The 24,949-nt window shown below is 50.4% G+C and carries 26 protein-coding genes and 1 pseudogene; 8 read left to right on the forward strand and 19 right to left on the reverse strand.

The window, feature by feature from the left end:
* Positions 1–61: 61 nt before the first annotated feature.
* The 5 genes from KF839_RS02025 to KF839_RS02045 all read right to left on the reverse strand — a co-directional run bounded on the left by KF839_RS02025 (position 62) and on the right by KF839_RS02045 (position 4,401).
* Positions 62–1,042 (reverse strand): magnesium transporter, encoded by a 981-nt coding sequence (locus tag KF839_RS02025; protein ID WP_292916153.1) that lies wholly within the window; start codon positions 1,040–1,042, stop codon positions 62–64.
* A 7-nt stretch (positions 1,043–1,049) separates the two neighbouring features.
* On the reverse strand, positions 1,050–1,268 hold the full coding sequence (locus tag KF839_RS02030) for a hypothetical protein (protein WP_292916154.1): 219 nt from the start codon (positions 1,266–1,268) through the stop codon (positions 1,050–1,052).
* Positions 1,265–1,699 carry a VOC family protein gene (locus KF839_RS02035; protein ID WP_292916155.1) on the reverse strand — a complete coding sequence of 145 codons (435 nt, stop codon included), beginning with the start codon at positions 1,697–1,699 and terminating at the stop codon, positions 1,265–1,267. The genes KF839_RS02030 and KF839_RS02035 overlap by 4 nt, the downstream gene beginning before the upstream one ends.
* A gap of 28 nt (positions 1,700–1,727) precedes the next feature.
* On the reverse strand, positions 1,728–3,527 hold the full coding sequence (locus KF839_RS02040; protein WP_292916156.1) for a c-type cytochrome: 1,800 nt from the start codon (positions 3,525–3,527) through the stop codon (positions 1,728–1,730).
* Between the two features lie 184 nt (positions 3,528–3,711).
* Positions 3,712–4,401: a PEP-CTERM sorting domain-containing protein gene (locus tag KF839_RS02045; protein WP_292916157.1), complete on the reverse strand. Its 690-nt coding sequence runs from the start codon at positions 4,399–4,401 to the stop codon at positions 3,712–3,714.
* A 353-nt stretch (positions 4,402–4,754) separates the two neighbouring features.
* On the opposite strand from KF839_RS02045, the gene KF839_RS02050 reads away from it, so the two are divergent.
* The 4 genes from KF839_RS02050 (at position 4,755) to KF839_RS02065 (ending at position 8,634) form a co-directional block, all read left to right on the forward strand.
* Complete coding sequence (locus tag KF839_RS02050) at positions 4,755–6,281, forward strand: M14 family zinc carboxypeptidase (protein WP_292916158.1); 1,527 nt, start codon at positions 4,755–4,757, stop codon at positions 6,279–6,281.
* A complete protein-coding gene (locus KF839_RS02055; RefSeq protein WP_292916159.1) occupies positions 6,278–7,729 on the forward strand; it encodes a M14 family zinc carboxypeptidase in 1,452 nt (483 codons plus the stop codon). Before KF839_RS02050 ends, KF839_RS02055 begins: the two co-directional genes overlap by 4 nt.
* Positions 7,730–7,865: 136 nt before the next feature.
* Positions 7,866–8,219, forward strand: coding sequence for a hypothetical protein (locus KF839_RS02060; protein WP_292916160.1), 354 nt, complete (start codon positions 7,866–7,868; stop codon positions 8,217–8,219).
* 79 nt (positions 8,220–8,298) lie between these two features.
* Positions 8,299–8,634 (forward strand): DUF4156 domain-containing protein, encoded by a 336-nt coding sequence (locus KF839_RS02065; protein ID WP_292916161.1) that lies wholly within the window; start codon positions 8,299–8,301, stop codon positions 8,632–8,634.
* A 73-nt stretch (positions 8,635–8,707) separates the two neighbouring features.
* Here KF839_RS02065 and KF839_RS02070 read toward each other — a convergent pair whose 3' ends face one another.
* Both KF839_RS02070 and KF839_RS02075 read right to left on the reverse strand, forming a co-directional pair.
* The gene (locus KF839_RS02070) at positions 8,708–8,989 is read right to left on the reverse strand and encodes a peptidylprolyl isomerase (RefSeq protein ID WP_323802041.1); all 282 of its coding nucleotides are present in this window, start codon (positions 8,987–8,989) and stop codon (positions 8,708–8,710) included.
* 162 nt (positions 8,990–9,151) lie between these two features.
* Entirely contained in the window at positions 9,152–10,426 is a 1,275-nt protein-coding gene (locus KF839_RS02075; protein ID WP_292916163.1) for an O-acetylhomoserine aminocarboxypropyltransferase/cysteine synthase family protein, read from the reverse strand.
* Between the two features lie 228 nt (positions 10,427–10,654).
* Between KF839_RS02075 and KF839_RS02080 the strand changes: the two genes are divergently transcribed.
* The 4 genes from KF839_RS02080 to KF839_RS02095 all read left to right on the forward strand — a co-directional run bounded on the left by KF839_RS02080 (position 10,655) and on the right by KF839_RS02095 (position 15,657).
* The gene (locus KF839_RS02080; protein WP_292916164.1) at positions 10,655–10,969 is read left to right on the forward strand and encodes a hypothetical protein; all 315 of its coding nucleotides are present in this window, start codon (positions 10,655–10,657) and stop codon (positions 10,967–10,969) included.
* Positions 10,970–11,354: 385 nt separating this feature from the next.
* The gene (locus tag KF839_RS02085; RefSeq protein ID WP_292916165.1) at positions 11,355–12,020 is read left to right on the forward strand and encodes an ABC transporter ATP-binding protein; all 666 of its coding nucleotides are present in this window, start codon (positions 11,355–11,357) and stop codon (positions 12,018–12,020) included.
* Positions 12,017–14,563: an FtsX-like permease family protein gene (locus KF839_RS02090; protein ID WP_292916166.1), complete on the forward strand. Its 2,547-nt coding sequence runs from the start codon at positions 12,017–12,019 to the stop codon at positions 14,561–14,563. Before KF839_RS02085 ends, KF839_RS02090 begins: the two co-directional genes overlap by 4 nt.
* The gene (locus KF839_RS02095; RefSeq protein WP_292916167.1) at positions 14,563–15,657 is read left to right on the forward strand and encodes a lipocalin-like domain-containing protein; all 1,095 of its coding nucleotides are present in this window, start codon (positions 14,563–14,565) and stop codon (positions 15,655–15,657) included. Before KF839_RS02090 ends, KF839_RS02095 begins: the two co-directional genes overlap by 1 nt.
* A gap of 775 nt (positions 15,658–16,432) precedes the next feature.
* On the opposite strand, the gene KF839_RS02100 is transcribed toward KF839_RS02095, so the two are convergent.
* The 12 genes and pseudogenes from KF839_RS02100 to hisH form a co-directional block, all read right to left on the reverse strand.
* Positions 16,433–16,642, reverse strand: a complete 210-nt coding sequence (locus tag KF839_RS02100) for a heavy-metal-associated domain-containing protein (protein WP_292916168.1) — start codon at positions 16,640–16,642, stop codon at positions 16,433–16,435.
* 24 nt (positions 16,643–16,666) lie between these two features.
* Positions 16,667–19,063 (reverse strand): heavy metal translocating P-type ATPase, encoded by a 2,397-nt coding sequence (locus tag KF839_RS02105; RefSeq protein WP_292916169.1) that lies wholly within the window; start codon positions 19,061–19,063, stop codon positions 16,667–16,669.
* A 37-nt stretch (positions 19,064–19,100) separates the two neighbouring features.
* Positions 19,101–19,727, reverse strand: coding sequence for a hypothetical protein (locus tag KF839_RS02110; protein WP_292916170.1), 627 nt, complete (start codon positions 19,725–19,727; stop codon positions 19,101–19,103).
* 120 nt (positions 19,728–19,847) lie between these two features.
* A complete protein-coding gene (gene tatC, locus KF839_RS02115; RefSeq protein ID WP_292916171.1) occupies positions 19,848–20,642 on the reverse strand; it encodes a twin-arginine translocase subunit TatC in 795 nt (264 codons plus the stop codon).
* Positions 20,635–21,063, reverse strand: a complete 429-nt coding sequence (tatB, locus tag KF839_RS02120; protein ID WP_292916172.1) for a Sec-independent protein translocase protein TatB — start codon at positions 21,061–21,063, stop codon at positions 20,635–20,637. Before tatB ends, tatC begins: the two co-directional genes overlap by 8 nt.
* A gap of 236 nt (positions 21,064–21,299) precedes the next feature.
* A pseudogene (tatA, locus tag KF839_RS02125) lies at positions 21,300–21,470 on the reverse strand (Sec-independent protein translocase subunit TatA); the annotation flags it as partial.
* A 32-nt stretch (positions 21,471–21,502) separates the two neighbouring features.
* A complete protein-coding gene (locus KF839_RS02130) occupies positions 21,503–21,853 on the reverse strand; it encodes a histidine triad nucleotide-binding protein (protein WP_292916173.1) in 351 nt (116 codons plus the stop codon).
* Between the two features lie 3 nt (positions 21,854–21,856).
* Complete coding sequence (locus KF839_RS02135) at positions 21,857–22,183, reverse strand: phosphoribosyl-ATP diphosphatase (protein ID WP_292916174.1); 327 nt, start codon at positions 22,181–22,183, stop codon at positions 21,857–21,859.
* Positions 22,180–22,572 (reverse strand): phosphoribosyl-AMP cyclohydrolase, encoded by a 393-nt coding sequence (gene hisI / locus KF839_RS02140; RefSeq protein ID WP_292916175.1) that lies wholly within the window; start codon positions 22,570–22,572, stop codon positions 22,180–22,182. Before hisI ends, KF839_RS02135 begins: the two co-directional genes overlap by 4 nt.
* A 53-nt stretch (positions 22,573–22,625) precedes the next feature.
* A complete protein-coding gene (gene hisF, locus KF839_RS02145) occupies positions 22,626–23,399 on the reverse strand; it encodes an imidazole glycerol phosphate synthase subunit HisF (RefSeq protein ID WP_292916176.1) in 774 nt (257 codons plus the stop codon).
* Between the two features lie 68 nt (positions 23,400–23,467).
* Entirely contained in the window at positions 23,468–24,223 is a 756-nt protein-coding gene (hisA, locus tag KF839_RS02150; RefSeq protein ID WP_292916177.1) for a 1-(5-phosphoribosyl)-5-[(5-phosphoribosylamino)methylideneamino]imidazole-4-carboxamide isomerase, read from the reverse strand.
* A gap of 64 nt (positions 24,224–24,287) precedes the next feature.
* A complete protein-coding gene (hisH, locus tag KF839_RS02155) occupies positions 24,288–24,932 on the reverse strand; it encodes an imidazole glycerol phosphate synthase subunit HisH (protein WP_292916178.1) in 645 nt (214 codons plus the stop codon).
* Positions 24,933–24,949: the final 17 nt, after the last annotated feature.

The following is a 24,949-nucleotide window of genomic DNA, read 5'->3' on the forward strand; positions in this document are numbered from 1 at the left end:
TTTCGCGAATTTTTAACGCGATTATCGTGCTGCGCAGTAGCCGTGCAAAGGTCTCAGCCTGTCACTGCACCACTGCGCTGGCGATACCGAAATAAATCAGGATCGATAGCAGGTCTTGGATCACCGTGGCGAGCGGGCCGCTGCCGAAGGCGGGATCGAGTCCGAACCGGTCGAGCAAGGAGGGCAGCGTCATCGCCGCCACGGTGGCGGTGGAACACGCGGCGAATACCGATAATCCGACGCACAGCGCGACATCCGCTTGCTCCCAGCGCCACCATACCAATGGCCCGGCAATCACTGCGAGTGCAAAGCCGATGGCGAGGCCGGTCAATAATTCGCGTTTGACCATCCGCTGCATGCCGATGCCGACCGACAATCCTCGCACGACGACGGTTTCGGTTTGCGTACCGACCGCATCCGCCAGGTAGACGATGCCGGGGATGAAGAATGCCAGCATCACCGTTTTCTCGAGCTGTGATTCGAACCAGCCGACGAAATCGGCGGCGAGCAGGGCGCCGCTAAGCCCGACGATGAGCCAGGGAATACGATGGCGGAAGCGGCGTTCCACCGGTTCCTCGCTGGCGGTGCGGGCGACAAGGGTGCTTTTGGTGAAACCGCCCAAGCGCGATAAATCTTCCTCGTGTTCCGACAGTAATACCGCGAGCAACCGGTGCGGCGGAATCACGCCGACAAAATTGCCTTCCCTGTCCACTACGGCCAAGGCGGATTCTTCGTTGCGCACGGCATGCCAGGCGGCGACTTCCTGATCGATTCCCGGCGCGACAACGGGCGCTTCGCGATCCATCAGATCGTTCAGCGTGACACCGGCTGGAGCGGCCAACAGAGCCTCGATGCGCACTACGCCGAGAAATTTTTGCTGCTTGCAGACAATTACGAGACTTGCGTTTTCGTATTGCTGCCCCGCCAGTTCTTGCCGCACTTCATCGGCCCGGCACGACGGCGGGAAAACCGGCACTTGCCGACTGGCGTGCTGCGCGGCGGTCTCAAAGGTAAGCTTGTCGGGCTGCTCGTCAGGATTCATGCGCGAGTCACTTCCGGGTATCGGCGGGTTCGGATTGCTTTTTATACGTTTCATACGGCGTGCTGGTATTCGACAGGCAGCGTTCGCGTTCCAGTTGATCCAGCATCTGAGTGCATTGGGTGCGTTGCCACGATTGACTGGTGGAGTAGAGTTGCTGCGCGGTGCAACCGCTAACCGTCAATCCAATCGCCGCAGCGATGCCCATGATTGGGATGCGAACTATCATCCGTTGCATTCGGTAGTGACGACATTGACCATCCAACTGATGCCGAAGCGGTCGGTCAGCATGCCGAACTTCGGCGACCAGAAAGTTTTAGTCAACGGCATTTGTACCTGGCCACCGTCGGACAGCGCGGCAAAATACCGGTCGGCTTCCGCTTCGGTGGCAACCGAAATCGACAGCGAGAAACCTTTGAATTGCGAACCGACTTCGCATCCATCCGACGCCATTAGCATATTCCCGGCGATGCGGAAGCTGGCGTGCATGATCTTGTTTTCAAAGCCGGGAGGCAGCATACCGGGTGGTGGCGGATCGGGGCTTTCCTGGAAACGCATCAACATGTCGATCTGCGCATCCAGTGCGGTGCGGTAGAATTCCAGCGCCTCTTCGCAACGTCCGCCAAACATCAGATAAGGCTGAATTACGGGTTGGGTCATGGTAGCTCCTTAGGTGAGTGATTGAAAGTTATAACGTTTTCAAGTATTCGATGATGGCAAATGCGCCTTCCTTATCGTTCGACCAATTGAGGCGGTAGGTTTTTTTGCCTTCCACGATGTCTTTGTCATGCCCTTGATTGCTCAGTGCCGGGATGGCATTGGCTTGGAATGGATAGCCTTCGCTGATGGTGGCGGAGTACTGCGGTTCCCAGGCAAAGCCGAGCAGTTTCGCATCGTAATCGAGACGGCTTTTGACAAAGCTGGCCGGGCGTTCGTCCGGCACCAGCAGATGGTAAACCGTCGGTACCGTGCCGTTGTGCAAGTACGGCGCTTGCGCCCATATGCCGCTCAACGGCCGGGCGTTGTAACCGTGGTGTTCGTTGTTCGGCGACATCAGCAGATTTTTCTTGCCAACCATCGAGACGTCGTCGAATTCGGCACAGGGCTTGACATTCTCGCCGTATAACTGCACCGTGGTGTCCGGCGAACAATTGTCATACAGCTCCTTACGCGCCGCATAGTTCAACAGCGCGCCGACCACGTAAGCGCGTTTCATGCTGGTGCCGAGAGTGTCGTACACCTTGCCGTTTTTTGGTTGATGGCAATCGGCGCAGTGTTCGGCGAATAAGGCTTGTCCCTTTTTAGCGAGCGCAACATCGACGGTGAACGGGTACGGGCTGGCCGGTAAACCATCGAGTAACTCCGAAGCAAAAGCCGCGACGCGCACATCGGTTTGCTCCAGACCGAGCGTTAGCATGGCGATCAGGTTGCGGTACACCGGGATCGGCACGTTGCCGTTCCATTGTCCGCCGCCATTAATCAGCCGCTTATGGCTTTTATCCCAACTGGCGCGGCGCTTGTCTTGTTCCCATACCGACATGAAATCGGTAATGCCGGGTTCCGGCGGCAGCGAAAGTCCGGCAAACCATTTTAGGATCGGGCTTTTACGTGCACTGATATAACCGTTGACCGCGCTCAAGCCGGTGGCATCGGCCATGCCGGGAAAACCGGCCAGCATCGGTTGTTCGAAGCCGGCATAGTTTTTAGCGATCAAGGCGCCGAAACCATCGTACTCGGCTTCAACGCGTTGCGCAAACTGTTTGATCGTTTGCTCGGCGTTCTTCTTGAACAAGGCGATCTGAGCGGCTTCGTAATCCGCATCAAAATGCCGGGTGGCGGATTGGAAGTTGTTATAAAAATAATGCGGATTCTGTTGATGGGCTTCATCCAGCGCCGCCAGCAATTTCTGCGTCAGCAATTGGTATTTGTCGTTGCCGGTTTTGCCGCCGTATGCTTGTTGCAAAGTTTGATAGAGCTTGACGCGGAACGATACGATGTTGAAGGTGGTGTTCACGCCGCCATCGAGATAATCGAATTGACCGTTTTCCAGCCGCACCCGGCCGATATGACAGGCACCGCAGGTGAACGAAGCATAGTCGATATTGCTGTTGGCATCGGCACGTGACAAGCCGCTGAAGCCGATACCGCGCGCAACCGGATATGCGGGTTGCCGTTCGTCGATGAACAAACCCACCGCGTCGAGAAAGTTTTCAGCACTGCCCCAGAGCTCCGGCGCCAGTTTCGGTATGAGTTTCAACGCGATATAAGGAATGCCGTCGGTTTCGCTGAAAGCGAAATTGCCGAACCAATCGTATGCGACCTGATGCGACTGCAGATAAGCCGATTTTTCCTGAGTTTTTGTGCGGAATGCTTGTTCCCAATCGTCGGGCACTGCCTTTACATATGCGGGCGGCGGCGGTGCTTCCAATGGTTGGGAAATGCAAGCGGACAAAACAAGAGCGGACAAAGCAACGCAGACGATTTTCATAACGGTCCTTTATTGGATGGAATCGTTGAGGGTAATGCAAATGTTTGGATTGACGCTGTGTACGGAGGAAATTGTAGCACAGCGCCGATTTGCACCCTATCGATTGCACGCTTGCGGCTGCGCGGAAAAACAAAACCCGCCGAAGCGGGTTTTTGTTTTGAGACATCGAAAAAAGGTTGAGCCGCTAAGCCGTTAAGCCGATCGGCTTGAGGTTGCGGCGATAGGCGAAACTCAATAACGCCAGACCGGCGAGCAGCATCAGATATGTTTCAGGTTCGGGCACCGGCAAGGCAGCCGTGTGCGTTATCGGCGGCATAAACATCGCTGGTTCGGTGAAATCGGTCAGTCTCAGGTAATCAATTCCATAAAAATCGCTGGAATTATTGCGATCGATGGTGACGATCAACTCACCGGTCGCATTAATCGAATTCAATACCGCATCGCTCAACACGAAAGAGTGAATCGCGGTTTTTGTGTAGCCGTCGTTAAATGCAAAGTCTTGAGAAATGCCGTTAAACGCGGCGGCAACGGCGCCAAATTCGGAAGCCTGGAAATCCGCCACATCGATTTCCAGTTTACCGAATGTCCAATGCGTGCCTAATCCGCTGAAATGAAAAGTGGCAACCGTTTCCAACCCATGCGGGCTATAACCCGGTTGCGTGGTGCTGTAAGTGTCCGTATATTGCGCGCCATCCGTTGCCAGTTTCTCCGCAGCGCTGCGGCCGTCATAATCGGCAGTGAAGCCGTCGAAGGTGTGTGAGCAGTTGTCGCAAATGCCCGCACCATAACCATCATTGTCGCCAATCTGGTAAACAGCCGCGGTAGCGGAACCGCTCGTTAAAGCGAGTAATGCAAGAATCGATACAATACGCATGATGAAATCTCCAATCAGTTACAACGCGATATATTTATTTCACCGGTCCGGCGGATGGCCGGTTTCTGCCATAATATCCACCAATCCGCGGTGTTAACTTGTTCCGAGTACCGTGAATTGCCTTCTACAGCTTAAAAAACCTTGTTGCTTTGCTGCTTATTGTTGTGAATGCTGTCTAAATAATGATGCTTAAAACAGTTGTGTGTACGATAAACTGAAAGAGGGGTGAGTGAAATGGGAAATTATTCCTTTTTTACTGGTACTTAGTAACTATTGTTTAAGTAAAAGAGCAGGACACGTATCGGTACGGATGTCCTGTCTATCGAGTCGTTTATTTTCGCCTGGTTACTGGGATGCGCATACGGATAGTCATAATATTTATATTCATTACAATAGCTTACAGTGCGTTATGCAATGGGCGGATTGTCCCGCTGCAAACACCGCTGGAAGCGGTGCGCTATGCCAGAATCAGCACGTCGAGCGAGATCAGTCGCTATATCCATGCGCTGGCCGAAAGTTATCCGGCGCTGGCGCGGGTGGAATCAGTCGGTCGCAGCGTTCTGGGCCATCCGATCGAAGTCATACGATTTTCCGCACCGCGCCGTGACGATACGCTGCGGCGTCTAACGGTCATGATCGCCGGTTCGCAGCATGGTGCCGCAGAACCTGCGGGCGGTGAGGCGATGTTGATGATCGCGCGGGAATTGGCGAGCGGATACCTGCGGCCGTTACTGGAGGAGTTGGATATAATTTTGCTGCCCAATGCCAATCCCGATGGACGGGACATGGGGCGGCGGTCGAATGCCAACCGCGTCAATATCAATACCGATTTCGTATTGCTGTTGCAACCCGAAACCCGCGCGTTGAAAGCCGCAGTGGAGCGTTTTGCGCCGGATATCTTGCTTGACTCGCATGAATCGGCGATATTGAAACGGCAAACACTCGCCAAAGAGGGGTATCTGACCGACTTCGATGCGCAATTCGAAATCAGTAACAATCCGGCGGTACCGGCGGCGCTGCGGGATTACGCCCTGAATACTTTCTTACCGGCATTAATCAACCGGGTATCAATAGACGGATTGCCGGCGCATCGCTACATTGGCGAGATTACCAGCATTCAACAGCCGATCACCAACGGCGGGCTCACCTTGCACAATTTCCGCAATGCCGCGGCCATGTCGGGTGTACTGTCGCTGCTGGTCGAAACCAAGCTGGATTCACGCGAAGCAGTGTTTCCGACATACCGGAATATCGAGCAACGGGTAGCGCGGCAGTTGTTGTGTTTGCATTCGTTTCTGAAGCTGGTGCATGAGCGGCATACCGAGATTCAAGCGCAGACGGCTTGGGCGCGCGCCATGCTGCATCATGAACCGCTCATGCTGTATGCCGGCTATACATTGAATCAGGAACAGCCGCAGACAGCCATTCCAATGCGGCGGCTGGATACCGGTCAACTCGAGCAACGCTATTTTCCCGATCATCGCAAACAAATCAATGCCGATGAGATAGCCTTTCCGCCGATGCTGGTGGTTACCCGTCATCAAGATGTTATCCGTTCAGTGCTCGCGCGTCACCGCATCGACTATCAGACGGTATTGCAGCCGATAGATCATGCAGTGGTTGCGATGCGAGTCAAAACACCTGTTAATAGCGAGATGCGCGCTGAATTGCTGGCGGAGACGCATCAATCCTTGACGATCGCGCGTGGCAGTTTGCTTATTGATTTGTTTCAGCCAAACGGCCGTACCGCCGCTTTATTGCTGGATCCGCGCTCGATTAGCAGTATTTTCCGTTATCCTGAGTATGCGCGGTTGGTAAAGCCGGAAGAAGAGTTTTTTATTTATCGCGCTTCCGAGAGAATTCTTTTAGACCCACCATGAAGCGGATTAAAACACCGTTGGAGCAGAACGGTTTTCAGCGCTATTCGAGTTCGGGTGAAATTGTCCATTATTTGCGGATGTTTGCATCCATCGCCGCGCCACTTGCGCGGCTTGATTGCATCGGTCATTCAGCGCAAGGACGGGAAATTCTGGCGCTGTATTGCGGTGACCGTTCCAAGGATCCACATGCGGCTCAGCAAAAATTGCGGATCATGTTGGTCGGTTCGCAGCATGGAGCATCGGAAGCAGCCGGTTGCGAAGCATTGCTGTATCTGATACGCGCTGTACTCTCGGGTGAACTGCAGTGCCTGCTGGAAGATTTTGAATTCATGATCGTACCGAATGCCAACCCGGATGGCCGCGAGCGCGATTCCAGCAAGAACGGTAATGATGTCAATATTAATCGCGATTTTGTATTGTTGTCGCAACCCGAAAGCTGTGCTCTGGATACCGCGGTATTACGCTATCAACCGATGGTGGTGCTTGATATGCATGAATCAGCCGTATTGAAGCGCAAAACCCTCGGACTCGAGGGCTATTTGACCGATTTCGAGGCGCAATTCGATATTGCCTGTCATCCGGCGATTTCCGAGAATCTGCGGAACTATGCGGAATCGCAACTGTTGCCGGCTTTGATCTCGGCGGTTGAAGCGCGCGGTTTGCGCGCACAACGTTACATCCGCGAGATCACCTCAACGAAACAACCCATTACGCATGGGGATTTGACGATGCGCACTTTTCGCAACAAAGCCGGGTTGCGAGGTGCGCTGGCGATTTTGCTGGAAACGCCGATGGAACCGAAAGCCGATCCGCATCCGACCTTCCGCAACATCGCCGTGCGAATGGAAAAGCAGTGGAACTGTTTGCAAGCGTTATTGCGAGTGTTGCATTTGCAATGCCAGCCGATTCTCGCAACCGTGATGCGCGATGCGCGGTTTTCGCTTCCGCGAATCATGCCGCTTAACGGTTCGTATGTGCGTAGAGCTGAATCGCCGCAAGCACTAATTACGCTACGCAGACGCGATACCCGGCAGTTGGAGTCTATTCAATTTGCCGATCATCGCGCCATTGCGGCTCACGATTTCTTGCAGCTACCCAGTGCTTATATCGTGCAAGCGCATAAGGATGTTTTCGCGGATTTATTTGCGCGTCACCGAATCCCGTTCACCACGATGACTGAATCGTTCGAAGGATTATTGGAAAGTGAAGTTTTCGCAGGTGGCGATACCCCGGAATATGCCTGCACGGTGCTGGATGGCTATCGCGAACGCGCTGTGCTCGCACCTGGCAGCTTGTATGCGTCCTTACGACCGGATACCGCACGGCTATTGCCATTATTACTGGATCCGCGCTCCAGCAGCAGCGTGTTTCAATATCCGCAATTCACGCAACTGATTGCAGCCCGCCAGCCGCTTTTCGTTGCACGCATGTTTGATCAAGACCGGTAAGCCTGTGCGGTAAATCCGATCGGCAACGTGACAAAAGTCATATTGAACCGATCGGCGTGACGATAGAATTATTAAACCTCTTTCACTGTCCGGAACTGGTAAGCCGGCCAAATAAATCATGACTTACCGATCGATCATGAAAAAACTCAGACTCCTACTCATCGGCGAAGCGGTTCAGAAAAACAATCGCTATGTTACAGCGACTGTAGCTGTCAGTACTGAATACATCTGCCGGGCAACCGGTGAAATCGTCAGCAAACAGTTAGGTACCGTTGAAACAGGTGCGAGTGGTTATGTGTCGTTTGACTTGTTTAGTGCGCTACCTGACGAGCAAGAAATCGAGTTGCGTCATTTGTGGCTGGATATTGCCGGAGATTGCAAAGGAAAACGGGACATTCTGTACGAATACCGCGCTGCGCAGATCACCAATTTGTTGCTTATTCATGTGCCGGAATCAATTTGGCACTCACCCTCTGCGCTGGAGGCATAAGCCGGAAAAATGATGGAAAAGTGGTTGAAAGAAGAATGTCTGGATTTGATAGAATAAGCGCACTATCAATGAGGTGCGCATGATGAAGAATAAATTGTTTTGGATGGTTGCGGTGTTACTTGCATTTTCACTGACGGCTTGCGCGTGGGTGAAAGTCACGGGGAAAGGCGAGGGTGTGCGTGTACTGCAATCCGCAAAATCGCTTGAATCCTGCAAAAAGCTAGGTAATGTGAATTCCAAGGTGGTCAGTCAGATCATTTTTGACCGCGATGCCGAGAAGGTCGCGGGGGAATTGGCGGATCTGGCGCGCAACGAAGCCGGCTTGATGGGCGGCGATACCATTGTTCCGGTTTCAAATATCATTGACGGACGGCGTAGTTTTGCCGTGTATCAATGCTTCCAGCCTGCCCGGTAGCCGCTTGCATTCCTGGGATACAGCAGGAACGCGATCGTAAGCGGCGGATAAGGCAGTATGGAATTTTCGCAGACTAGTCGTTGCGTTGGGTGACTTCCACCAGATGATAACCGAATTGCGTCTTGACCGGTCCTTGCACTTCGCCGACCGGTGCGCTGAATACCACGGTATCGAATTCCTTGACCATTTGACCAGGGCCGAATTCGCCTAAGTCACCGCCTTGTTTGCCGGATGGGCACAGCGAATGCTGTTGCGCTAACGTGCCAAAATCGGCACCGTTCTCGATTTCCGTTTTCAGGTTGTTACATTGTTCTTCGGTTTTTACCAGAATATGACGGGCGCTGGCTCGTGCCATAAGTGTTCTCCTTAAATGTTGTGATGCAGAAAATACTATTGATGACTGGACAATTCTATCATTTGCAATAGACGGAAATCGCAGTGCTAGGAAAGGCGGAATGTAACACAGAGCACCGCCGCATTGCAGCATTTTTCTATCAACAATCGGCCGCGCACTGTGTTATGAGGCTGCTGCCAGCGCTTGTTGCAAGTCTTCCAGGATGTCGTCGATGTGCTCGATGCCGATGCACAACCGGATCATGTCCGCTGTCACGCCAGCACTCTTAAGCTCGAGCTCGGTGAGCTGGCGGTGCGTCGTTGACGCCGGGTGCGCCGCCAGTGATTTGGCATCACCGATATTGACCAAGCGTTTGAACAATTTCAGCGCGTCGTAGAATTTCACTCCGGCATCGAAACCACCTTTGATGCCGAACGCCAGTAACGCCGATGGTCGGCCCTTCATGTATTTCCGCGCCAATTGGTAGTATTCCGATGACGGCAATCCGGCGTACTTGACCCATGCGACGCGTGGATGTTTCTCCAGATATTGCGCAACCTTCAGCGCGTTTTCGGTATGCCGTTCCATGCGCAGCGACAGGGTTTCAATGCCTTGCAGGAAAAAGAACGCATTCATCGGCGACATCGCCGAACCGGTATTGCGCAAAGCGACGGTACGTACCCGTCCGATATAGGCAGCGGGTCCGAGCGCTTCGGTATACACCACGCCGTGATAGGCCGGTTCCGGATTGTTCAGCATCGGAAATCGCTTGGCATGCTCGACCCACGGAAATTTACCGGAATCGACGATGATGCCGCCGATTGAAGTGCCATGCCCGCCCATATATTTGGTCAGCGAATGCACCACGATATCCGCGCCGTGTTCAATTGGTTTCATCAGCACCGGCGTCGGCACGGTGTTGTCGACAATCACCGGGATCCCATGGCGGTGCGCCATCGCCGTGATGGCTTCGAGATCGGGAATGTTGCCAGCCGGATTGCCGAGCGTTTCGCAATACACCGCAGCGGTTTTGTCGTCGATCAACGGTTCCATGCTGGCGGCATGATCATCCTTGGCGAAACGCACATCAATGCCGAGTTTTGGCAGCATGTGCGCAAACAGCGTGTAGGTGCCGCCGTACAGCATCGGTACGCTGACAATGTTATTGCCGGTTTCGGCAATATTGATAATCGAATAATGAATGGCCGCTTGTCCGGAACTCAATGCCAGCGCTGCAACGCCGCCTTCGAGCGCGGCTACCCGCTGTTCCAGCACATCGTTGGTCGGATTCATGATGCGCGTATAAATATTGCCCGGCACCACCAAATTGAACAGATCCGCGCCATGCTGCGCATTGTCGAATTCGTAAGCCACAGTCTGATAAATCGGTACCGCAACGGCTTTGGTTGTGGGATCGGTTTGGTAACCGGTGTGGATCGCGATGGTTTCGTCTTTCATTGATGAATCCTTTCAGAAAAAACAGCGGTAATGATGCCATTTGCAGTTTGTACATTTGTTTGGATTGTTACAGTCTTTTACCGCGTTGCAAAGGTATCGTCAATCGGTAACCAGGAATTGCAAAAAACCGAGTTTCTCCATTCAGTCGTGATTCAGCTCCGGACTCGCAAAATTGAGTCAGAAAAGTTACTTAGGAAATTTAACGCTGACTCACTCGGGAGAAATACTATGAAAACCAAAAAATTACTAATCGTTACTGCTCTCGTCAGTTTATTTCTATTAGGCGGATGCGTTGCTACGCCTTATTACGGTGGCTCGGGATACTATCGCGGCGCGGTATATAGCTCTGGCTATCAACCGTATGGATATTACGGCGGTGGCTACGTAAACAGCTATCGGCCATTTTATAGCGCACCAAGACAAGCGATTGGCGGCAGCATCCATCTGCACGGCGGGCACAGACACGGCGCCGGCGGACACCGGAATTGGGGTGGACAAGGACACCGCGGCGGCCACGGCAGAGGACATGGAGGGCGTCATTGATAGGAATGCCGCTGTTTGCTAGCCCGCCGGCAAGAGGGCGGGCTAGTTGTCTGAAAGTCTTGAATTAAGTTTTTTTGTGAATGTTATTGATTAAATTTGGATTGATTGTCTGAGTTTGCTTTTTACTGAACTTCCCGGCTTTTTATCCATTTTTGTAATGAAGCTCATTGCATGCCATTGCGCTAATAATCTTTAAAGCTTAGCCAAAACAAGGTAAACAATTTTATTAGCGCAACTTGTTTACTTCGCCTTTCTTCCAAATTCTTAAAACTGCGATTATTACATGGTACAGTTGAGAATACCGTGGTTTGGGATTGCACTGCACAGCCTAACTTTGTAAGTCCACTAACCGTCCTGATCAATAAATTACCGCAGTGAATAAAATATGCTGGAATTACGCAATATTACCAAGGGTTATGCCCAAGGCCGGAATGTCCTGGCCGATTTGAACTACACGCTGAACGCAGGCGAGTATGTCGCCGTCATGGGTGAGTCGGGGGTGGGCAAGTCGACGTTGTTGAATCTGATTGCCGGATTGGATACGCCGGATTCGGGGGAGATCCTGATCAATGGCGCGGCGATTTCGTCGCTTGACGACGATGCTGCGACGCGACTGCGGCGTGAACAGTTCGGATTTATTTTTCAGGCGTTTCATGTGTTGCCGCATTTGACGCTGACGCAGAATATTGCGTTGCCGTTGCTGTTGAATGGCACAAGCACGGAACGTGTGGAGCAGATGCTGGAACAAGTCGGATTGCAGGGACGCGGTGGCGATTTTCCGCGGCAGTTATCCGGCGGCGAGTTGCAGCGCGTGGCGATTGCGCGGGCGTTGATTCACTGGCCCAAGTTGGTGCTGGCGGATGAGCCGACCGGCAACCTCGATCCCGATACCGCACATGAAATTTTGCAGTTGATCCGTAGCGAAATCAAAGCCAATAGCGCGATGGGCATTTTGGTAACGCATTCGCACGCGGCGGCGGCAACTGCGGACCGGGTGCTGCAATTGACCAAAGCGGGGTTGCAACCGGTTAAAGCAGGAAACGGCGCATGAACACGACGATGATATCGCGCTGGTTGCTGTGGGGTGAGTGGCGCGCGCATTGGCTGCAGTTCTTGGTGGCGCTGACCGCGATCGGCATCGGGGTGGCGATGGCATTTTCGATTCACTTGATCAATACCGCCGCGTTTAACGAATTTTCCGCAGCCAGCAAAAGTTTGTCCGGGCAATCTGATTTGCAAGTGCAGAGCCGCAGCGGTTTTTTTGATGAAATGTTGTATCCGCGGCTTGCCGGTTACCCGGAAGTGCAGCTTGCCAATCCAGTGCTGGAGCTGGATGTGACGGTATCCGGCAAACAGCAAAACCGCAATGATCATCGCTTGAAAATCATTGGCATCGATATGTTTCGTGCGATGGCGATTGTTCCCGATTTGCTCGGCTTGCCGGAAGAGGGCAAATCGTTGGATCGGGTGGCCAGCGATACCATTTTTTTATCGCCTGCTGCAATGGAATGGTTGCAAGTGCAGCAGCATGATCACTTAGAGCTGCATGCCGGGTTGGAGACGATCACGTTGCGCGTGGCCGGTGGCTTGGTGCGGGCGCGCGCCGGGCAGCGTCTCGCAGTGATGGATATCGGTGCGATGCAGTGGCGTTTTCAGCAATTGGGCGTGTTGTCGCGCATCGAATTGAAGCTGGATAATGGTGTCAATCATGCAGCGTTTAAGGTGAAGCTGGCCGATGAGCTGGGCGATGCTTTCGTCGTCACCGAACAAACTGATCAGGAAAAGCGCATTGCCAATATGTCGCGCGCTTATCGCGTCAATTTGAACATGCTGGCGCTGGTGGCGTTGTTTACCGGCACGTTCCTGGTATTTTCCACGCAGGCGCTGTCGGTAGTGCGGCGACGTCAGCAATTTGCATTGTTGCGGGTGTTGGGCTATACCCGCCAGCAACTGTTGCGGCAAGTGGTGACCGAAGGATTGACGCTTGGTGTGTTTGGTTCGGTATTGGGTTTGGCATTGGGTTATGGCGTGGCGGTATCGGCCATTCAGTTGCTTGGTGGTGATTTGGGAACTAATTTTTTCCCCGGCGTAAAACCGGGTATTTATTTGGATCCGCTAATGGCACTGCTGTTTTTTGCGGTTGGCGTAACCGTGACACTGTTGGGTAATGTTGCACCGGCGTTGGAGGCGTCTCGCGCTAAACCGGCATTGGCATTGCGTTCAGGCAGCGAGGATATGGCGATGGCCAAGCTGTCGGCGCCTTGGTATGCGCTGGTTTGTTTGGCGATCGCGTTACTGTTTACGCAATTGCCGCCTATCTTTGAGCTGCCGATTTTCGGTTACCTGGCGATTTCGCTGTTGCTGATTGGCGGTATTGCGTTGATGCCGTATTTGACCGCACGGGTATTCGTAAGATTACTGCGATTCCAATCAGATCAGCCGGGTGCGGTTGGGATGCTGGCGGCGGCCAGGCTTGCGCATGCACCGAATCAGTCGGCCATCGCGCTCGGCGGTATCCTGGCAAGTTTTAGTTTGATGGTGGCGATGGCGATTATGGTCGCGAGTTTCCGCATTTCAATCGACCAATGGCTTGGACAGGTGCTGCCGGCGGATTTATACGTGCGTACAGCGGTCAGCGGCGATCAGGGTGGTTTTCAAGCCGATGCGCAACAACAGATTAAAACGCTGTCAAGCTTTCAGCGCGTGGATTTGTTTCGTACCCTGCACCTGACATTGGACCCGAACCGGCCGGATATTACCTTGTTTGCCCGTCCGGTGGATCGCGCCGATCCGCGGAATACGCTGCCAATGACCGATGACATGCTGATGCCGGGAACGATCCCGGAAGATGTCATGCCGGTGTGGATTTCAGAAGCGATGGTGGATTTATACGGTTATAAGACCGGCGATCGCATCCGGCTACCGGTAGGAACGGCGCCGAACGAATTTCTCGTTGCCGGGGTTTGGCGCGATTATGGCCGTCAATTTGGGGCGATACAAATGCTGTTGACGGATTATCAAGCTTTGACGGGCGACATCAGCGTCAATACCGTTGCGGCTTGGCTGCAGTCCGGCGTTACTGCCGATCAGGCCATTGCAGCGTTGCGGCAACTGCCATTCGGTTCGGCCTTGGAAATTTCCAATTCGAGCGATATGCGTGCTTTGAGCTTGGAAATTTTCGATCGTAGTTTTGCAGTGACGTATTTGCTGGAAATAATCGCAGTGGTAATTGGTTTGATGGGTGTGGCGGCGAGCTTTTCCGCGCAGATCCTCGCGCGAATCAAGGAATTCGGCATGCTGCGGCATATCGGCGTGCTACGGCGGCAGGTATTGATGTTGCTGGCGATGGAAGGTGGTTTGCTGACGGTACTCGGTATCGTATTGGGTTTTTTGCTGGGGTGGGCGATCAGTTTAATTTTGGTGTTCATAGTCAATCCGCAATCTTTCCATTGGACCATGGCGATTCATATGCCGTGGCCTTGGCTGGTGTCGGTTGCTGCGGTGTTGCTGGTTTCTGCGGCCTTGACAGCGGTATTATCCGGACGCCGGGCGGTTTCCGCGCAAGTGATCCGTGCGGTACGGGAGGATTGGTAATGCTACGAAAAAAATGGATTAATCCTTGGGCGGCAGTGTTGCTGCTGATACTTAACGTAATCGGGCTCGATGGATTAGCCGATTCCGGCCGATTGAAGTCGGTTACACCTGATTATCAACTTACATTTCCGCTCGATTACGGTGCGCATGAAGATTTTCGCATCGAATGGTGGTATATCACCGGCTGGCTGGAAACGGAGGATCGCAAGTCGCTCGGGTTTCAGGTGACTTTTTTCCGTTACGCGACGGATATGAACCATGACAATCCCAGCCGTTTTGCAGCCAAGCATTTGATCATCGCGCATTTGGCGTTATCCGATCCGGCCGTAGGCAAGCTGATGCATCGCGAACGGACAGTGCGTGAAGGATTCGGTTTTGCTTACAGCAAGCAAGGCGATACCGATGTGAAATTGGATGATTGGACGCTGGTGCGCCAGACCGACGGCGCATACATCGTCGATATGCAGGACAGCGATTTCGGTTTGCAGTTGACCTTGACGCCGGCGCAAAGTCCGTTGTTGCAAGACCAAAACGGTTTTTCGCGTAAAGGACCGAAGCCGGAGCAAGCCAGCTATTACTACAGTGAACCGCATTTGAAGGTGAGCGGTACCGTGTTTCGCGATGGCAAGCCGGTATTGGTCAAAGGCAGTGCTTGGCTGGATCACGAGTGGTCGACCGCATATCTCGACCCGGATGCCGATGGCTGGGATTGGGTCGGTGCGAATCTTGACGATGGCTCGGCGTTGATGGCATTTCAGATTCGCGCTAAGGAAGGCGGCAAAGTCTGGGCGTATGCGGCATTGCGCGATGCATCCGGCGATATGACGCTGTTCGATCCCGATCAAGTTGAATTCATGCCAGTCCGAACCTGGCAATCGCCACATACCGAAGCAGTATATCCGGTTGAGATGCGAATCCGTACCGGCAATATCGAATGGCATTTAACGCCGCTGATGGATGACCAAGAACTGGATTCCCGCCAATCAACCGCAACCGTGTATTGGGAAGGGGCGGTTACGTTAACCAAGGATCGGCAGCCTGCGGGACGTGGTTATCTGGAACTGACGGGTTATGCGAAATCTTTAGAGATGTAGATGAAGTGTGTTAGAAGCCGTTCCGGTTTTAGCCGGTAACTATCAAATAAATCCAAGGATAAAACAGGGATGAGCGGGATTTTTTTACTGTAAAAGGCAATAACCATAATTTCAACACTTTCATTGTTGCCGAATGTGAGTTAGAATCACTGGGCGCAGTGATCTGGAAAGCTGGATGATTGCGGATATATTGCTCAGTTCTAAAACAGAGTTTGCTTACTAAAGCACATCTGGAGAACAGAGATTGAATTCACAATCATATTTTTATGATCGTGCAAGCAGGGAGCCGATGAACTCATCGGCATTAGTTATGATTAATGAAATAGGTTAGATAAGGAGATTAGAATGGCCGAAATTAATAGAAGAGAAACAGATGCACAAGTTCTGAGATTGTTCTTCATTTCAACAGCGGCTTTTATCGCTATTGGTGCAGCAGTTTACTTCGTTTTATAGACTGAAATACCTTTCAGCGCCCTTAAGTGGCTTAAGTTTTAGGCTGTAACATAGCTAAAAACAATTGCCGCTGACATAAATCAAAAAACAGGGCTGAATCAGTCAAATGTTTTCAAAAATAATAATTAAAATGCCCATCTATCAGTAATTTTATTTTTTCTGACAGATGGGCATTTCATTTTCTATTCACCGATAATTTCATTAAGTTGAATTGATCGGCGAAACGAAGTCTAAAAATTCCTCTCAGTAAAGCGTTCAGGTATTTCTGAATGAGTTTATTGTCCGATGTACGTTATTTATTAACAATGAAGATGATTGCTAATCATTCAACGACGTCGAATCCGGCATCAATAATTGCGTCTTTGAGTTGATTAAGATTCGTGGTCGCTGAATCAAAATGAACAATTGCTTGAGGAGGCTCAAGGGTTGCTTCGATCTGAGCTACACCCGGCACGTTTGAAAGAACGTTTCTAATACTGTTGACGCAGCCCATACACGTCATACCTTTGATTTTGATAGTGGCTATTTCCATTGTAATGATTTCCTTAAAATTTTCCTAAAGTTGCTTTTGCCAGCGTTTCAAAAGTAATGAATTGCTGACTACCGACACCGAGCTCATGGCCATGGCGGCACCGGCAATAACGGGATTGAGCATGCCTGCCGCCGCCAGAGGAATTCCCAACGAATTGTATACAAATGCGAAGAAAAGATTCTGGCGGATTTTTCTCAACGTAGCGCGCGACAAGGAAATAGCGTCAGCCACGCTCATCAGGTCATTGCGCACCAGCGTGATGTCGGCAGCTTCAATCGCAACATCGGAGCCGGCGCCGATAGCAAAACTGACATCAGCGGCGGCTAATGCAGGTGCGTCGTTAATGCCGTCGCCCACCATGGCGGTGAACCGTCCGCCGGCTTTGATATTTTTTACGGCTGAGGCTTTGTCCGATGGCAAGACTTCTGCCTGAAATTGCGTAATACCGGCTTGCTGAGCGATCGCCGCTGCAGTCACGGCGTTGTCACCGGTTAACATGATGATCTCGATTCCCAGAGATTGCAGTTGTTCCACAGCCTTGCGGGAAGTGGCGCGTAGGCGGTCGGCTATGGCCAGAAAACCGAGGACTTTACCGGTGTTATTCGAAATATCGGCGATGCCGATAACGGTTTTTCCTTCAGCTTGCAAACGATTGATTTGCTGCTCATCCAAATTATTGATTCCATGCTGCTTAAGTAATTTGGGCGAACCCACCAAATAGTGAGCGCCTTCCATAAGGGCAGTAATACCGCTCCCTGTGATTGCTGCAAAATCTTGAATCGGTTGCAATGTTACCTGCATTTTTTTAGCATGATCCAGAATTGCGCGCGCCAAAGGGTGTTCCGAGCCCTGTTCGAGAGAGGCTGTAATGCGCAGTAAATCCAGCGAATCGTGAGAATCGGCAGGAATAATATCCGTTACTTCCGGTTTACCTTCGGTCAACGTGCCGGTTTTGTCGACAATGACCGTTTGGATTTTTTCTGCGTGCTCCAAAGCTGCGGCATTTTTTACCAATACACCAATTTGTGCACCACGCCCTGTGCCTACCATGATAGCGGTCGGCGTGGCTAGCCCAAGCGCGCAAGGACAAGCGATTACCAGGACTGAAACCGCATTAACGAGGGCATTGACGAAATCTTCGGTTAACCATCCGGTAATTACGAAGGTCAGAAAGCTGATGAACACCACAATCGGTACAAATATTCCCGAAATGGTATCCGCCATGCGCTGAATAGGTGCTTTGGAGCCTTGTGCTTCTTCAACTAAATGGATAATGGCTGCCAGTTGTGTTTGCGTACCGACACTGGTCGCGCGGCATTTAAGAAATCCCTGCTGATTTTGCGTAGCGGCGAAAACTTTTGAGTCAATTTGTTTGCTGACGGGTAGACTTTCACCTGTGAGCATTGATTCGTTGACATTGGACGATCCTTCGACAACAACGCCATCGACTGGAAAATTTTCTCCGGGCCGCACTAAGAAAATATCATTGACTTGTAGGCTACTGGCGGATACTTCGATAATTTCTCCGTGGCGTTCGATACGGGCGGTTTTGGGTTGCAATCTGATTAAAGCTTCAATGGCTTCGGAAGTTTTACCTTTAGCGCGTGCTTCCATCAACTTACCCAGCAATACCAAAGTGATGATGGCAGCACTGGCTTCGAAGTAAATATGCTGATTCAATCCGAATGCTGTGACTGCGGCACTAAAGAAATAAGCCATACTGGTGCCCAATGCGACCAGTACATCCATATTGGCGCCGCCACCTCGAAGAGCATGCCAACCACCGATATAAAAACGGCGACCGATCCAGAATTGCACGGGAGTGGCCAATAGCCATTGCAACCACCGTGGCAATAAATCCATCTCGTGACCGGTAAACATTGCACCCATTTGCAATACCAACGGCAATGTGAGGATTGCCGAGATTTGGAATAAACGAAGTTCTGTTTGATAAGCAGCTTGGCGTCTTGCTTTTTGTTCAGCATGGGTATTCTCACTGATTTCGCTGGCGCCGTAACCGGCATGCACAATCGTATCGATTAATTGCTGGATCGTCACGTTACCTGGCATGAAATTGATTCTGGCAATTTCTGTGGCGACATTGACCACGGCGGTGACTCCTGGCAGCTTATTAAGCGCTTTTTCAATATGATCGGCGCAGGCAGCGCAGGTCATGTTGTGGATTTGCAGTTGTACCGACCGTGGCGTGACATGAAAGCCGGCTTTTTCGATCGCCTGAATCAGCGCGCTGGCGTTTACCTGATTCTCATCATAATTAACAAGCGCTTTTTCATTGGCGAAATTAACAGCGGCTTGGACACTTGAAAGTTTGTTCAAATTCTTTTCGATACGCGAGGCACAAGCGGCGCACGTCATGCCTTCGATGGGTAATTCAATGCGTTTGAGGGTCGGTGAGTTCACGGATTCTCCATAGTAAGCACCGGATCGAAAGGATTAATTAGCGGTCAAGAACCAAGCCGCCATCAATCCATTTGACCCGGTCACCTTGGTGAAAATTGGTTGCGTCCGGTAGATTGATAATTGTTTGTCTACCATCGTTCATGGTGATTCCGACTTGATACACACCATCGGAGCGGGCGGTATTTCCGCTGGGATTATTATAATTAGGATCGCTGATTTCCGGGCGATTTGTTCCCGGATGGTGCTGAGATTGATGTAAAACTTCACGCGCAATGGTACCGGCTACGATTCCGCCTACGATGGCATTGAATCCCGGGCCTTGTCCGATTTTATTTACAAAATCGACGATGCCGCAGTTGCTGCATCCGGATGACGAAGGTTGCCGGTAGATGATGCCGGCATCGGTACTTTTAATGCTAATGTTGTTTTTTGGTGCACTAATGGCTGTTCCAATGCGATGGATTGTTTTGGAGGGAGGGCTATCGACGCCGGATGGCGGTATTGGTACAGATTCCGTCGCCAGACTCTGTGGCTTGGAGCGCAGTGGCTGGCTCGATTCAACACCCGGTTGTTGCGCCATTGCAGTGGCGGTAACCGCGATCTTTAATAGCAGGACTACGACCGTTTGTTTTGTAAGAACAATTACATTATGATTAATCGGCATTATTAATCACCACTCTGTTGTACGTTATAGCATTATCGATTGGATTCAGTATCAGTACGATGGTTTCATTATAACGACATCTACCGGTTCTTGTTGTTGACAACTTTGATGGATTGAATATCAATCTTTTTTCTGAGGAGTATCTTCGTGTTCAGAGAAATGCTTTTGTGATTGAGGCTCTGATTCTGCCGGTATCTTTTGAGATTGTTGCTGAATCGTCATGGCGGCGATTATGATGCCCAATTCATAAAGGAGACATAGCGGCACAGCCAACATGAATTGTGAAATGACATCCGGTGGTGTGAAAATAGCGGCGATGACGAATGCGCCGACAATCACATAGGGACGTATTTCCTTCAGTTTCTCAACTGTGATGACGCCTGTTCTGACAAGTATAATGACAAAGATTGGAACTTCAAAAGTGACGCCGAACGCTATAAACATTGATAAAACAAAGCTCAGATATTTACTGATATCCGTCATGACGGCAACGCCGTCTGGTGCAAAATAAGTGATAAATTCAAATACCACCGGTAGTGCGGCAAAGTATGCAAATGCCATTCCAAGAAAAAACAGCAAGCTGCTGCCGATTACCAGCGGCAGTGCCAAACGTTTTTCATGAACATAGAGCCCGGGCGCCACGAAAGCCCAGATTTGGAATAAGGTATGCGGTAAGGTGATGACAAATGCCAGCATCATCGCAACTTGCATGGGCACAAAGAAAGGGGTTGCTACGTCGGTGGCGATCATTTGGCCGCCTTGGGGTAGTTTCTCGAGTAATGGTTGCGCCAGTAAAGTATAAAGTTCGCGTGCAAAAAAAGCGCACGGCAAAAAACCGATCAGCAACACACCCAAGATACGTATTATTCTGGCGCGTAATTCGACTAAGTGCGATAGGAATGAGCCTTCAAGCATGGTGATTGCGATCGGATGATTTCAAATTGTTTTCGTTATTTTCGCTGGAATTGATTGAAGGTTGAGCGGTATGGGCTGTGTGTGACCGGGAGGGCTCGTTATCCGCCGGCGGGATTGCCTGATCGCCGGATGATTTCTCTTCGACTGCATCATCAGCGATGGCCGTTTTCAGGTGTTCCGTATGTTGCTGAACGGAATCTTCAATGGAATGGACAGTATCCTGCATGGAATCGTGCATTTTTTTTAATTCTTCCATGCGCATTTCATTATGGATATCCGTTCTGATACTGTAAACAAAGCTTCGGCAACGGCCATACAAATGGCCGATTGTTCGAGCAACGGAAGGTAATCGTTCCGGACCGATCACGATCAATGCCACCATCGAAATAACCAGTAACTCCATGAAACTGATGTCAAACATGTTTTTTCTTAAACAGGGCGATGGCAGATAAAGCGGCTGTTCCGAGTGTTGCGAAATATATCTTCAATTCCGGTGAGCCGCTAGGATTTGGAATGAGTCTTTTCCTTGATTTCGGTGTCTGTTACTGGGTTATTAATAGGGGCTGATTGCGATGAATGACTTCCAAACGCTGCATCAGGTTTATCGTCTTTAGGGGTACGAAATGCCGCATCCCTATTTGTTGGAACGTCAATGACCGCTTGTTCCGATTGGGAAGTTTTCTCGGTTTCCGATTCTTTTATACCATCCTTGAAGCCTTTGATGGCGCTTCCGAGATCACTGCCAAGATTTCGTAATTTTTTTGTACCGAATACCAGAGCAACAATGATTAGTACAATAATCCAATGCCAAATACTGAATGTCCCCATTATTTTCTCCTTTAACTCGAAGGGGCGATCGATCAGCCATGATGAATCATACCAGGTAATCGTTCGCGACCGCCGATGATATGAAAATGTAAATGAAATACTTCTTGTCCACCGACACGACCGGTATTAATAATCGTGCGAAAACCCCCATCGCAACCTTGTTCTTTGGCTAACTTAGGTGCCAATAGTAGCATTTTTCCTAATAGCGCTTGGTGACACTCTTGGACGTCAGCAAGAGATTCGATATGAAGTTTGGGAATCAATAGAAAATGAACGGGAGCGACCGGATGAATATCATTGAAAGCGAGGATGTCTTCATCTTCGTAGATCTTGTTCGAGGGAATTTCTCTCCGTGCAATTTTGCAGAAAATACAATGATCCATGCATTACTCCTTTGTACGTGATGCTTTCTCGGTGATTCCGGAGACACCTTCCCGTCTTTCGAGTTCTTTCAACACATCATTCGGTGTGAGTCCGTGGTGAGCGAGCAAAATAAGGCAATGAAACCAGAGATCGGCGGTTTCATAGATGACCTGGTCCGGATTGCCATCTTTTGATGCCATCAATGTCTCGGCGGATTCTTCTGCAATTTTCTTAAGGATTTTATCGCGCCCGCCATGGAGTAGCTTGGCTACATAAGAACTATCGGCATCGGCGGATTTACGTGACTCGATCGTTTCTGCCAGACGATGAAGGATGGTTGTGTCGGTCATTTCGAATAAATTTTTTCTGGGTCTTTGATGACAGGCGCTGCGATAATCCATTCGGCACCCTCGAGCTTCTGGAAGAAACAGTTATGCCGCCCCGTATGGCAGGCGATGCCGCCGATTTGTTCGACCACCAGAAGTAAAACATCTTCGTCGCAATCCAGGTAAATCTCTTTGACTTTTTGAGTATGCCCGGATTCTTCACCTTTGTGCCAAAGTTTTTTACGCGAACGCGACCAATACACCGCTTCGCCTTTCTCAACAGTCATTTTAAGCGCGTCCCGATTCATCCAGGCAAACATGAGAATTTTACCGCTATTAACTTCTTGAGTGATTACAGGTATTAATCCATCTTCCGACCAGTTAATTTTGTTGAGCCAGCTATCAGCGTGCATGGTTTCGTCAGTTTCGGGTATTGAGAAACAAAATCAGTTCGATCATTTTAGCATTATAAACGTACTTCAATGCCGTGTTGTGCCATATACTGCTTGGCTTGATGGATGGTGAACTCGCCATAGTGGAAGATACTGGCGGCTAAAACAGCATCGGCATGGCCTTGTAAGATGCCATTAACGAGATGATCCAAATTGCCGACCCCGCCGCTGGCGATGACTGGAATATCGATAGCATCAGCGATCGCGTGTGTCAAAGCGATATCAAAACCATTCCGCGTGCCATCCCGGTCCATGCTGGTGAGCAATATTTCACCGGCGCCCAATGATTGCATTTTAATCGCCCATTCAATCGCATCAATTCCTGTTGCCTTGCGTCCGCCATGTGTAAAGACTTCCCAGCGCGGTGAGCCATCCGATGAGTTTACTTGTTTGGCGTCAATTGCCACTACAATACATTGCGAACCGTAGTGATCGGATGCGTCGGCTACCAATTGCGGATTCAGTATCGCCGATGTGTTGATGCTTACTTTATCGGCGCCGGCATTCAGCAAGCGCCTGACATCCTCCACTTGGCGCACACCACCGCCGACCGTAAGCGGAATAAAGACTTGCGCTGCCACCTCTTCAATAATATGAAGAATCAGGTCGCGGTTATCGGAGCTGGCGGTGATATCAAGAAAAGTAAGCTCATCCGCACCTTGTTCATCATAGCGGCGGGAAATTTCCACGGGATCGCCCGCGTCGCGCAGCTCTACAAAATTAATGCCTTTGACAACACGCCCGTTGGTTACATCAAGGCAAGGGATAATACGTTTAGCGAGGCTCATTTGATTTTAAAGCCGGTTTTGAAAATAAGAAGAGATACGGTGAGTAGGATTGAGATGTAGGCTTCCGGTTAAGGAATACTATTTTCGTTGCTGAGTTGGTCAGCCAATTCCTGAGCTTCTTTATAATCCAGGGAGCCTTCATAAATTGCACGCCCGGTGATAGCGCCAATAATACCCTCTGATTCGATTTCACATAATTTATGAACATCTTGGATGTTAGTGATGCCACCGCTGGCAATAACAGGAATGGTGAGCTTTCTGGCTAATTCGACAGTCGCCTTGATGTTGATACCGCTGAGCATGCCATCTCTGCCGATGTCTGTATAAATGATAGCTTCCACACCATAGCCCTCAAACTTTTTGGCCAGATCAACAACGTCATGACCGGTTATTTTGGACCAGCCATCAACAGCCACTTTTCCTTCTTTTGCATCTAACCCGACGATGATCTGTCCAGGGAAAGCATTACAAGCATCTTGCAGGAAGCCAGGAATTTTAATGGCGGCAGTACCGATGATAATGTAGGAAATGCCGTCATCAAGGTAACGTTCGATGGTATCGAGATCACGGATTCCTCCGCCTAATTGGATTGGAATCTGACCATTCAAGGCTTCCACAATTTCAAGAATCGCAGCCTCATTCTTTGGTTTTCCGGCAAATGCACCATTCAAATCAACCAGATGCAGTCTGCGCGCGCCTTGGCTAAGCCAATGAGCGGCCATTTCACCAGGCTCTTTAGAAAATACGGTAGCGTCCTCCATGACGCCTTGTTTTAGACGTACACAATGCCCGTCTTTAAGATCTATCGCAGGAATAATCAGCATAGCTTAATCATAATTAATAATTGATTGAAAGTTAAGTGATAAAAATCAGTTGGCTGTTTTTTTCTTAGCTGTGCGGCATCCATTTGGCAAAATTACTTAATAAAGTTAATCCTGCTATTTGGCTTTTTTCTGGATGAAACTGTACCGCGAAGATATTATCTTTTGCAACGGCGCAAGTAAATGGGAAAGGGTACTGGCTTTGTGCTGCAATTGATAGAGAATCGGCAGTTTCGACGTAATAGCTATGCACGAAATAAAAGCGAGAATCTTCGTCAATGCCTTGCCATAACGGATGTTGATTGACTTGATGAACTTGGTTCCATCCCATATGCGGTACTTTAAGTTTTTGCCCATCTGCGGTTTTCATCTGTGAAATAGGGAAATGTACGACTTTTCCGGGCAGAATATTGAGACCTTTGACGTTTCCTTCTTCACTTTCTTCAAACAGCATTTGCAAACCCAGGCAAATACCAAGGTAAGGTTTGTGGGTGGCCGCTTCTATCACGGTTTCACGCAGTCCGCGAGTTTCCAGTTCGTGGATACAATTACGCATTGCACCTTGTCCCGGAACGACGATTCGCTTTGCTTTTGATACAAGATTCGGATCACTGGTAACCGCGATCGAAGCTGTCGGAGCAACATGCTCAAAGGCTTTTTGCACGGAGCGTAAATTTCCCATTCCGTAATCTACAATTGCAATATCAATCATACAATATGGTGTAGTCG

The organism is Nitrosomonas sp., from assembly GCF_019635155.1.
GTDB lineage: Bacteria > Pseudomonadota > Gammaproteobacteria > Burkholderiales > Nitrosomonadaceae > Nitrosomonas.

Excerpts from the sequence above, each read along its gene's own strand:
- hisA (WP_292916177.1), bottom strand. The coding sequence starts at position 24,223 with ATGCTGATTATTCCTGCGATAGATCTTAAAGACGGGCATTGTGTACGT.
- KF839_RS02045 (WP_292916157.1), bottom strand. The coding sequence starts at position 4,401 with ATGCGTATTGTATCGATTCTTGCATTACTCGCTTTAACGAGCGGTTCC.
- tatC (WP_292916171.1), bottom strand. The coding sequence starts at position 20,642 with ATGCTTGAAGGCTCATTCCTATCGCACTTAGTCGAATTACGCGCCAGA.
- KF839_RS02110 (WP_292916170.1), bottom strand. The coding sequence starts at position 19,727 with ATGCCGATTAATCATAATGTAATTGTTCTTACAAAACAAACGGTCGTA.
- KF839_RS02075 (WP_292916163.1), bottom strand. The coding sequence starts at position 10,426 with ATGAAAGACGAAACCATCGCGATCCACACCGGTTACCAAACCGATCCC.
- KF839_RS02030 (WP_292916154.1), bottom strand. The coding sequence starts at position 1,268 with ATGATAGTTCGCATCCCAATCATGGGCATCGCTGCGGCGATTGGATTG.
- KF839_RS02035 (WP_292916155.1), bottom strand. The coding sequence starts at position 1,699 with ATGACCCAACCCGTAATTCAGCCTTATCTGATGTTTGGCGGACGTTGC.
- KF839_RS02135 (WP_292916174.1), bottom strand. The coding sequence starts at position 22,183 with ATGACCGACACAACCATCCTTCATCGTCTGGCAGAAACGATCGAGTCA.
- KF839_RS02040 (WP_292916156.1), bottom strand. The coding sequence starts at position 3,527 with ATGAAAATCGTCTGCGTTGCTTTGTCCGCTCTTGTTTTGTCCGCTTGC.
- KF839_RS02090 (WP_292916166.1), top strand. The coding sequence starts at position 12,017 with ATGAACACGACGATGATATCGCGCTGGTTGCTGTGGGGTGAGTGGCGC.
- KF839_RS02100 (WP_292916168.1), bottom strand. The coding sequence starts at position 16,642 with ATGGAAATAGCCACTATCAAAATCAAAGGTATGACGTGTATGGGCTGC.
- hisI (WP_292916175.1), bottom strand. The coding sequence starts at position 22,572 with ATGCACGCTGATAGCTGGCTCAACAAAATTAACTGGTCGGAAGATGGA.
- KF839_RS02070 (WP_323802041.1), bottom strand. The coding sequence starts at position 8,989 with ATGGCACGAGCCAGCGCCCGTCATATTCTGGTAAAAACCGAAGAACAA.
- KF839_RS02065 (WP_292916161.1), top strand. The coding sequence starts at position 8,299 with ATGATGAAGAATAAATTGTTTTGGATGGTTGCGGTGTTACTTGCATTT.
- KF839_RS02130 (WP_292916173.1), bottom strand. The coding sequence starts at position 21,853 with ATGGATCATTGTATTTTCTGCAAAATTGCACGGAGAGAAATTCCCTCG.
- hisH (WP_292916178.1), bottom strand. The coding sequence starts at position 24,932 with ATGATTGATATTGCAATTGTAGATTACGGAATGGGAAATTTACGCTCC.
- KF839_RS02095 (WP_292916167.1), top strand. The coding sequence starts at position 14,563 with ATGCTACGAAAAAAATGGATTAATCCTTGGGCGGCAGTGTTGCTGCTG.
- KF839_RS02025 (WP_292916153.1), bottom strand. The coding sequence starts at position 1,042 with ATGAATCCTGACGAGCAGCCCGACAAGCTTACCTTTGAGACCGCCGCG.
- KF839_RS02080 (WP_292916164.1), top strand. The coding sequence starts at position 10,655 with ATGAAAACCAAAAAATTACTAATCGTTACTGCTCTCGTCAGTTTATTT.
- KF839_RS02055 (WP_292916159.1), top strand. The coding sequence starts at position 6,278 with ATGAAGCGGATTAAAACACCGTTGGAGCAGAACGGTTTTCAGCGCTAT.
- KF839_RS02060 (WP_292916160.1), top strand. The coding sequence starts at position 7,866 with ATGAAAAAACTCAGACTCCTACTCATCGGCGAAGCGGTTCAGAAAAAC.
- tatB (WP_292916172.1), bottom strand. The coding sequence starts at position 21,063 with ATGTTTGACATCAGTTTCATGGAGTTACTGGTTATTTCGATGGTGGCA.
- KF839_RS02085 (WP_292916165.1), top strand. The coding sequence starts at position 11,355 with ATGCTGGAATTACGCAATATTACCAAGGGTTATGCCCAAGGCCGGAAT.
- KF839_RS02050 (WP_292916158.1), top strand. The coding sequence starts at position 4,755 with ATGCGCATACGGATAGTCATAATATTTATATTCATTACAATAGCTTAC.
- hisF (WP_292916176.1), bottom strand. The coding sequence starts at position 23,399 with ATGAGCCTCGCTAAACGTATTATCCCTTGCCTTGATGTAACCAACGGG.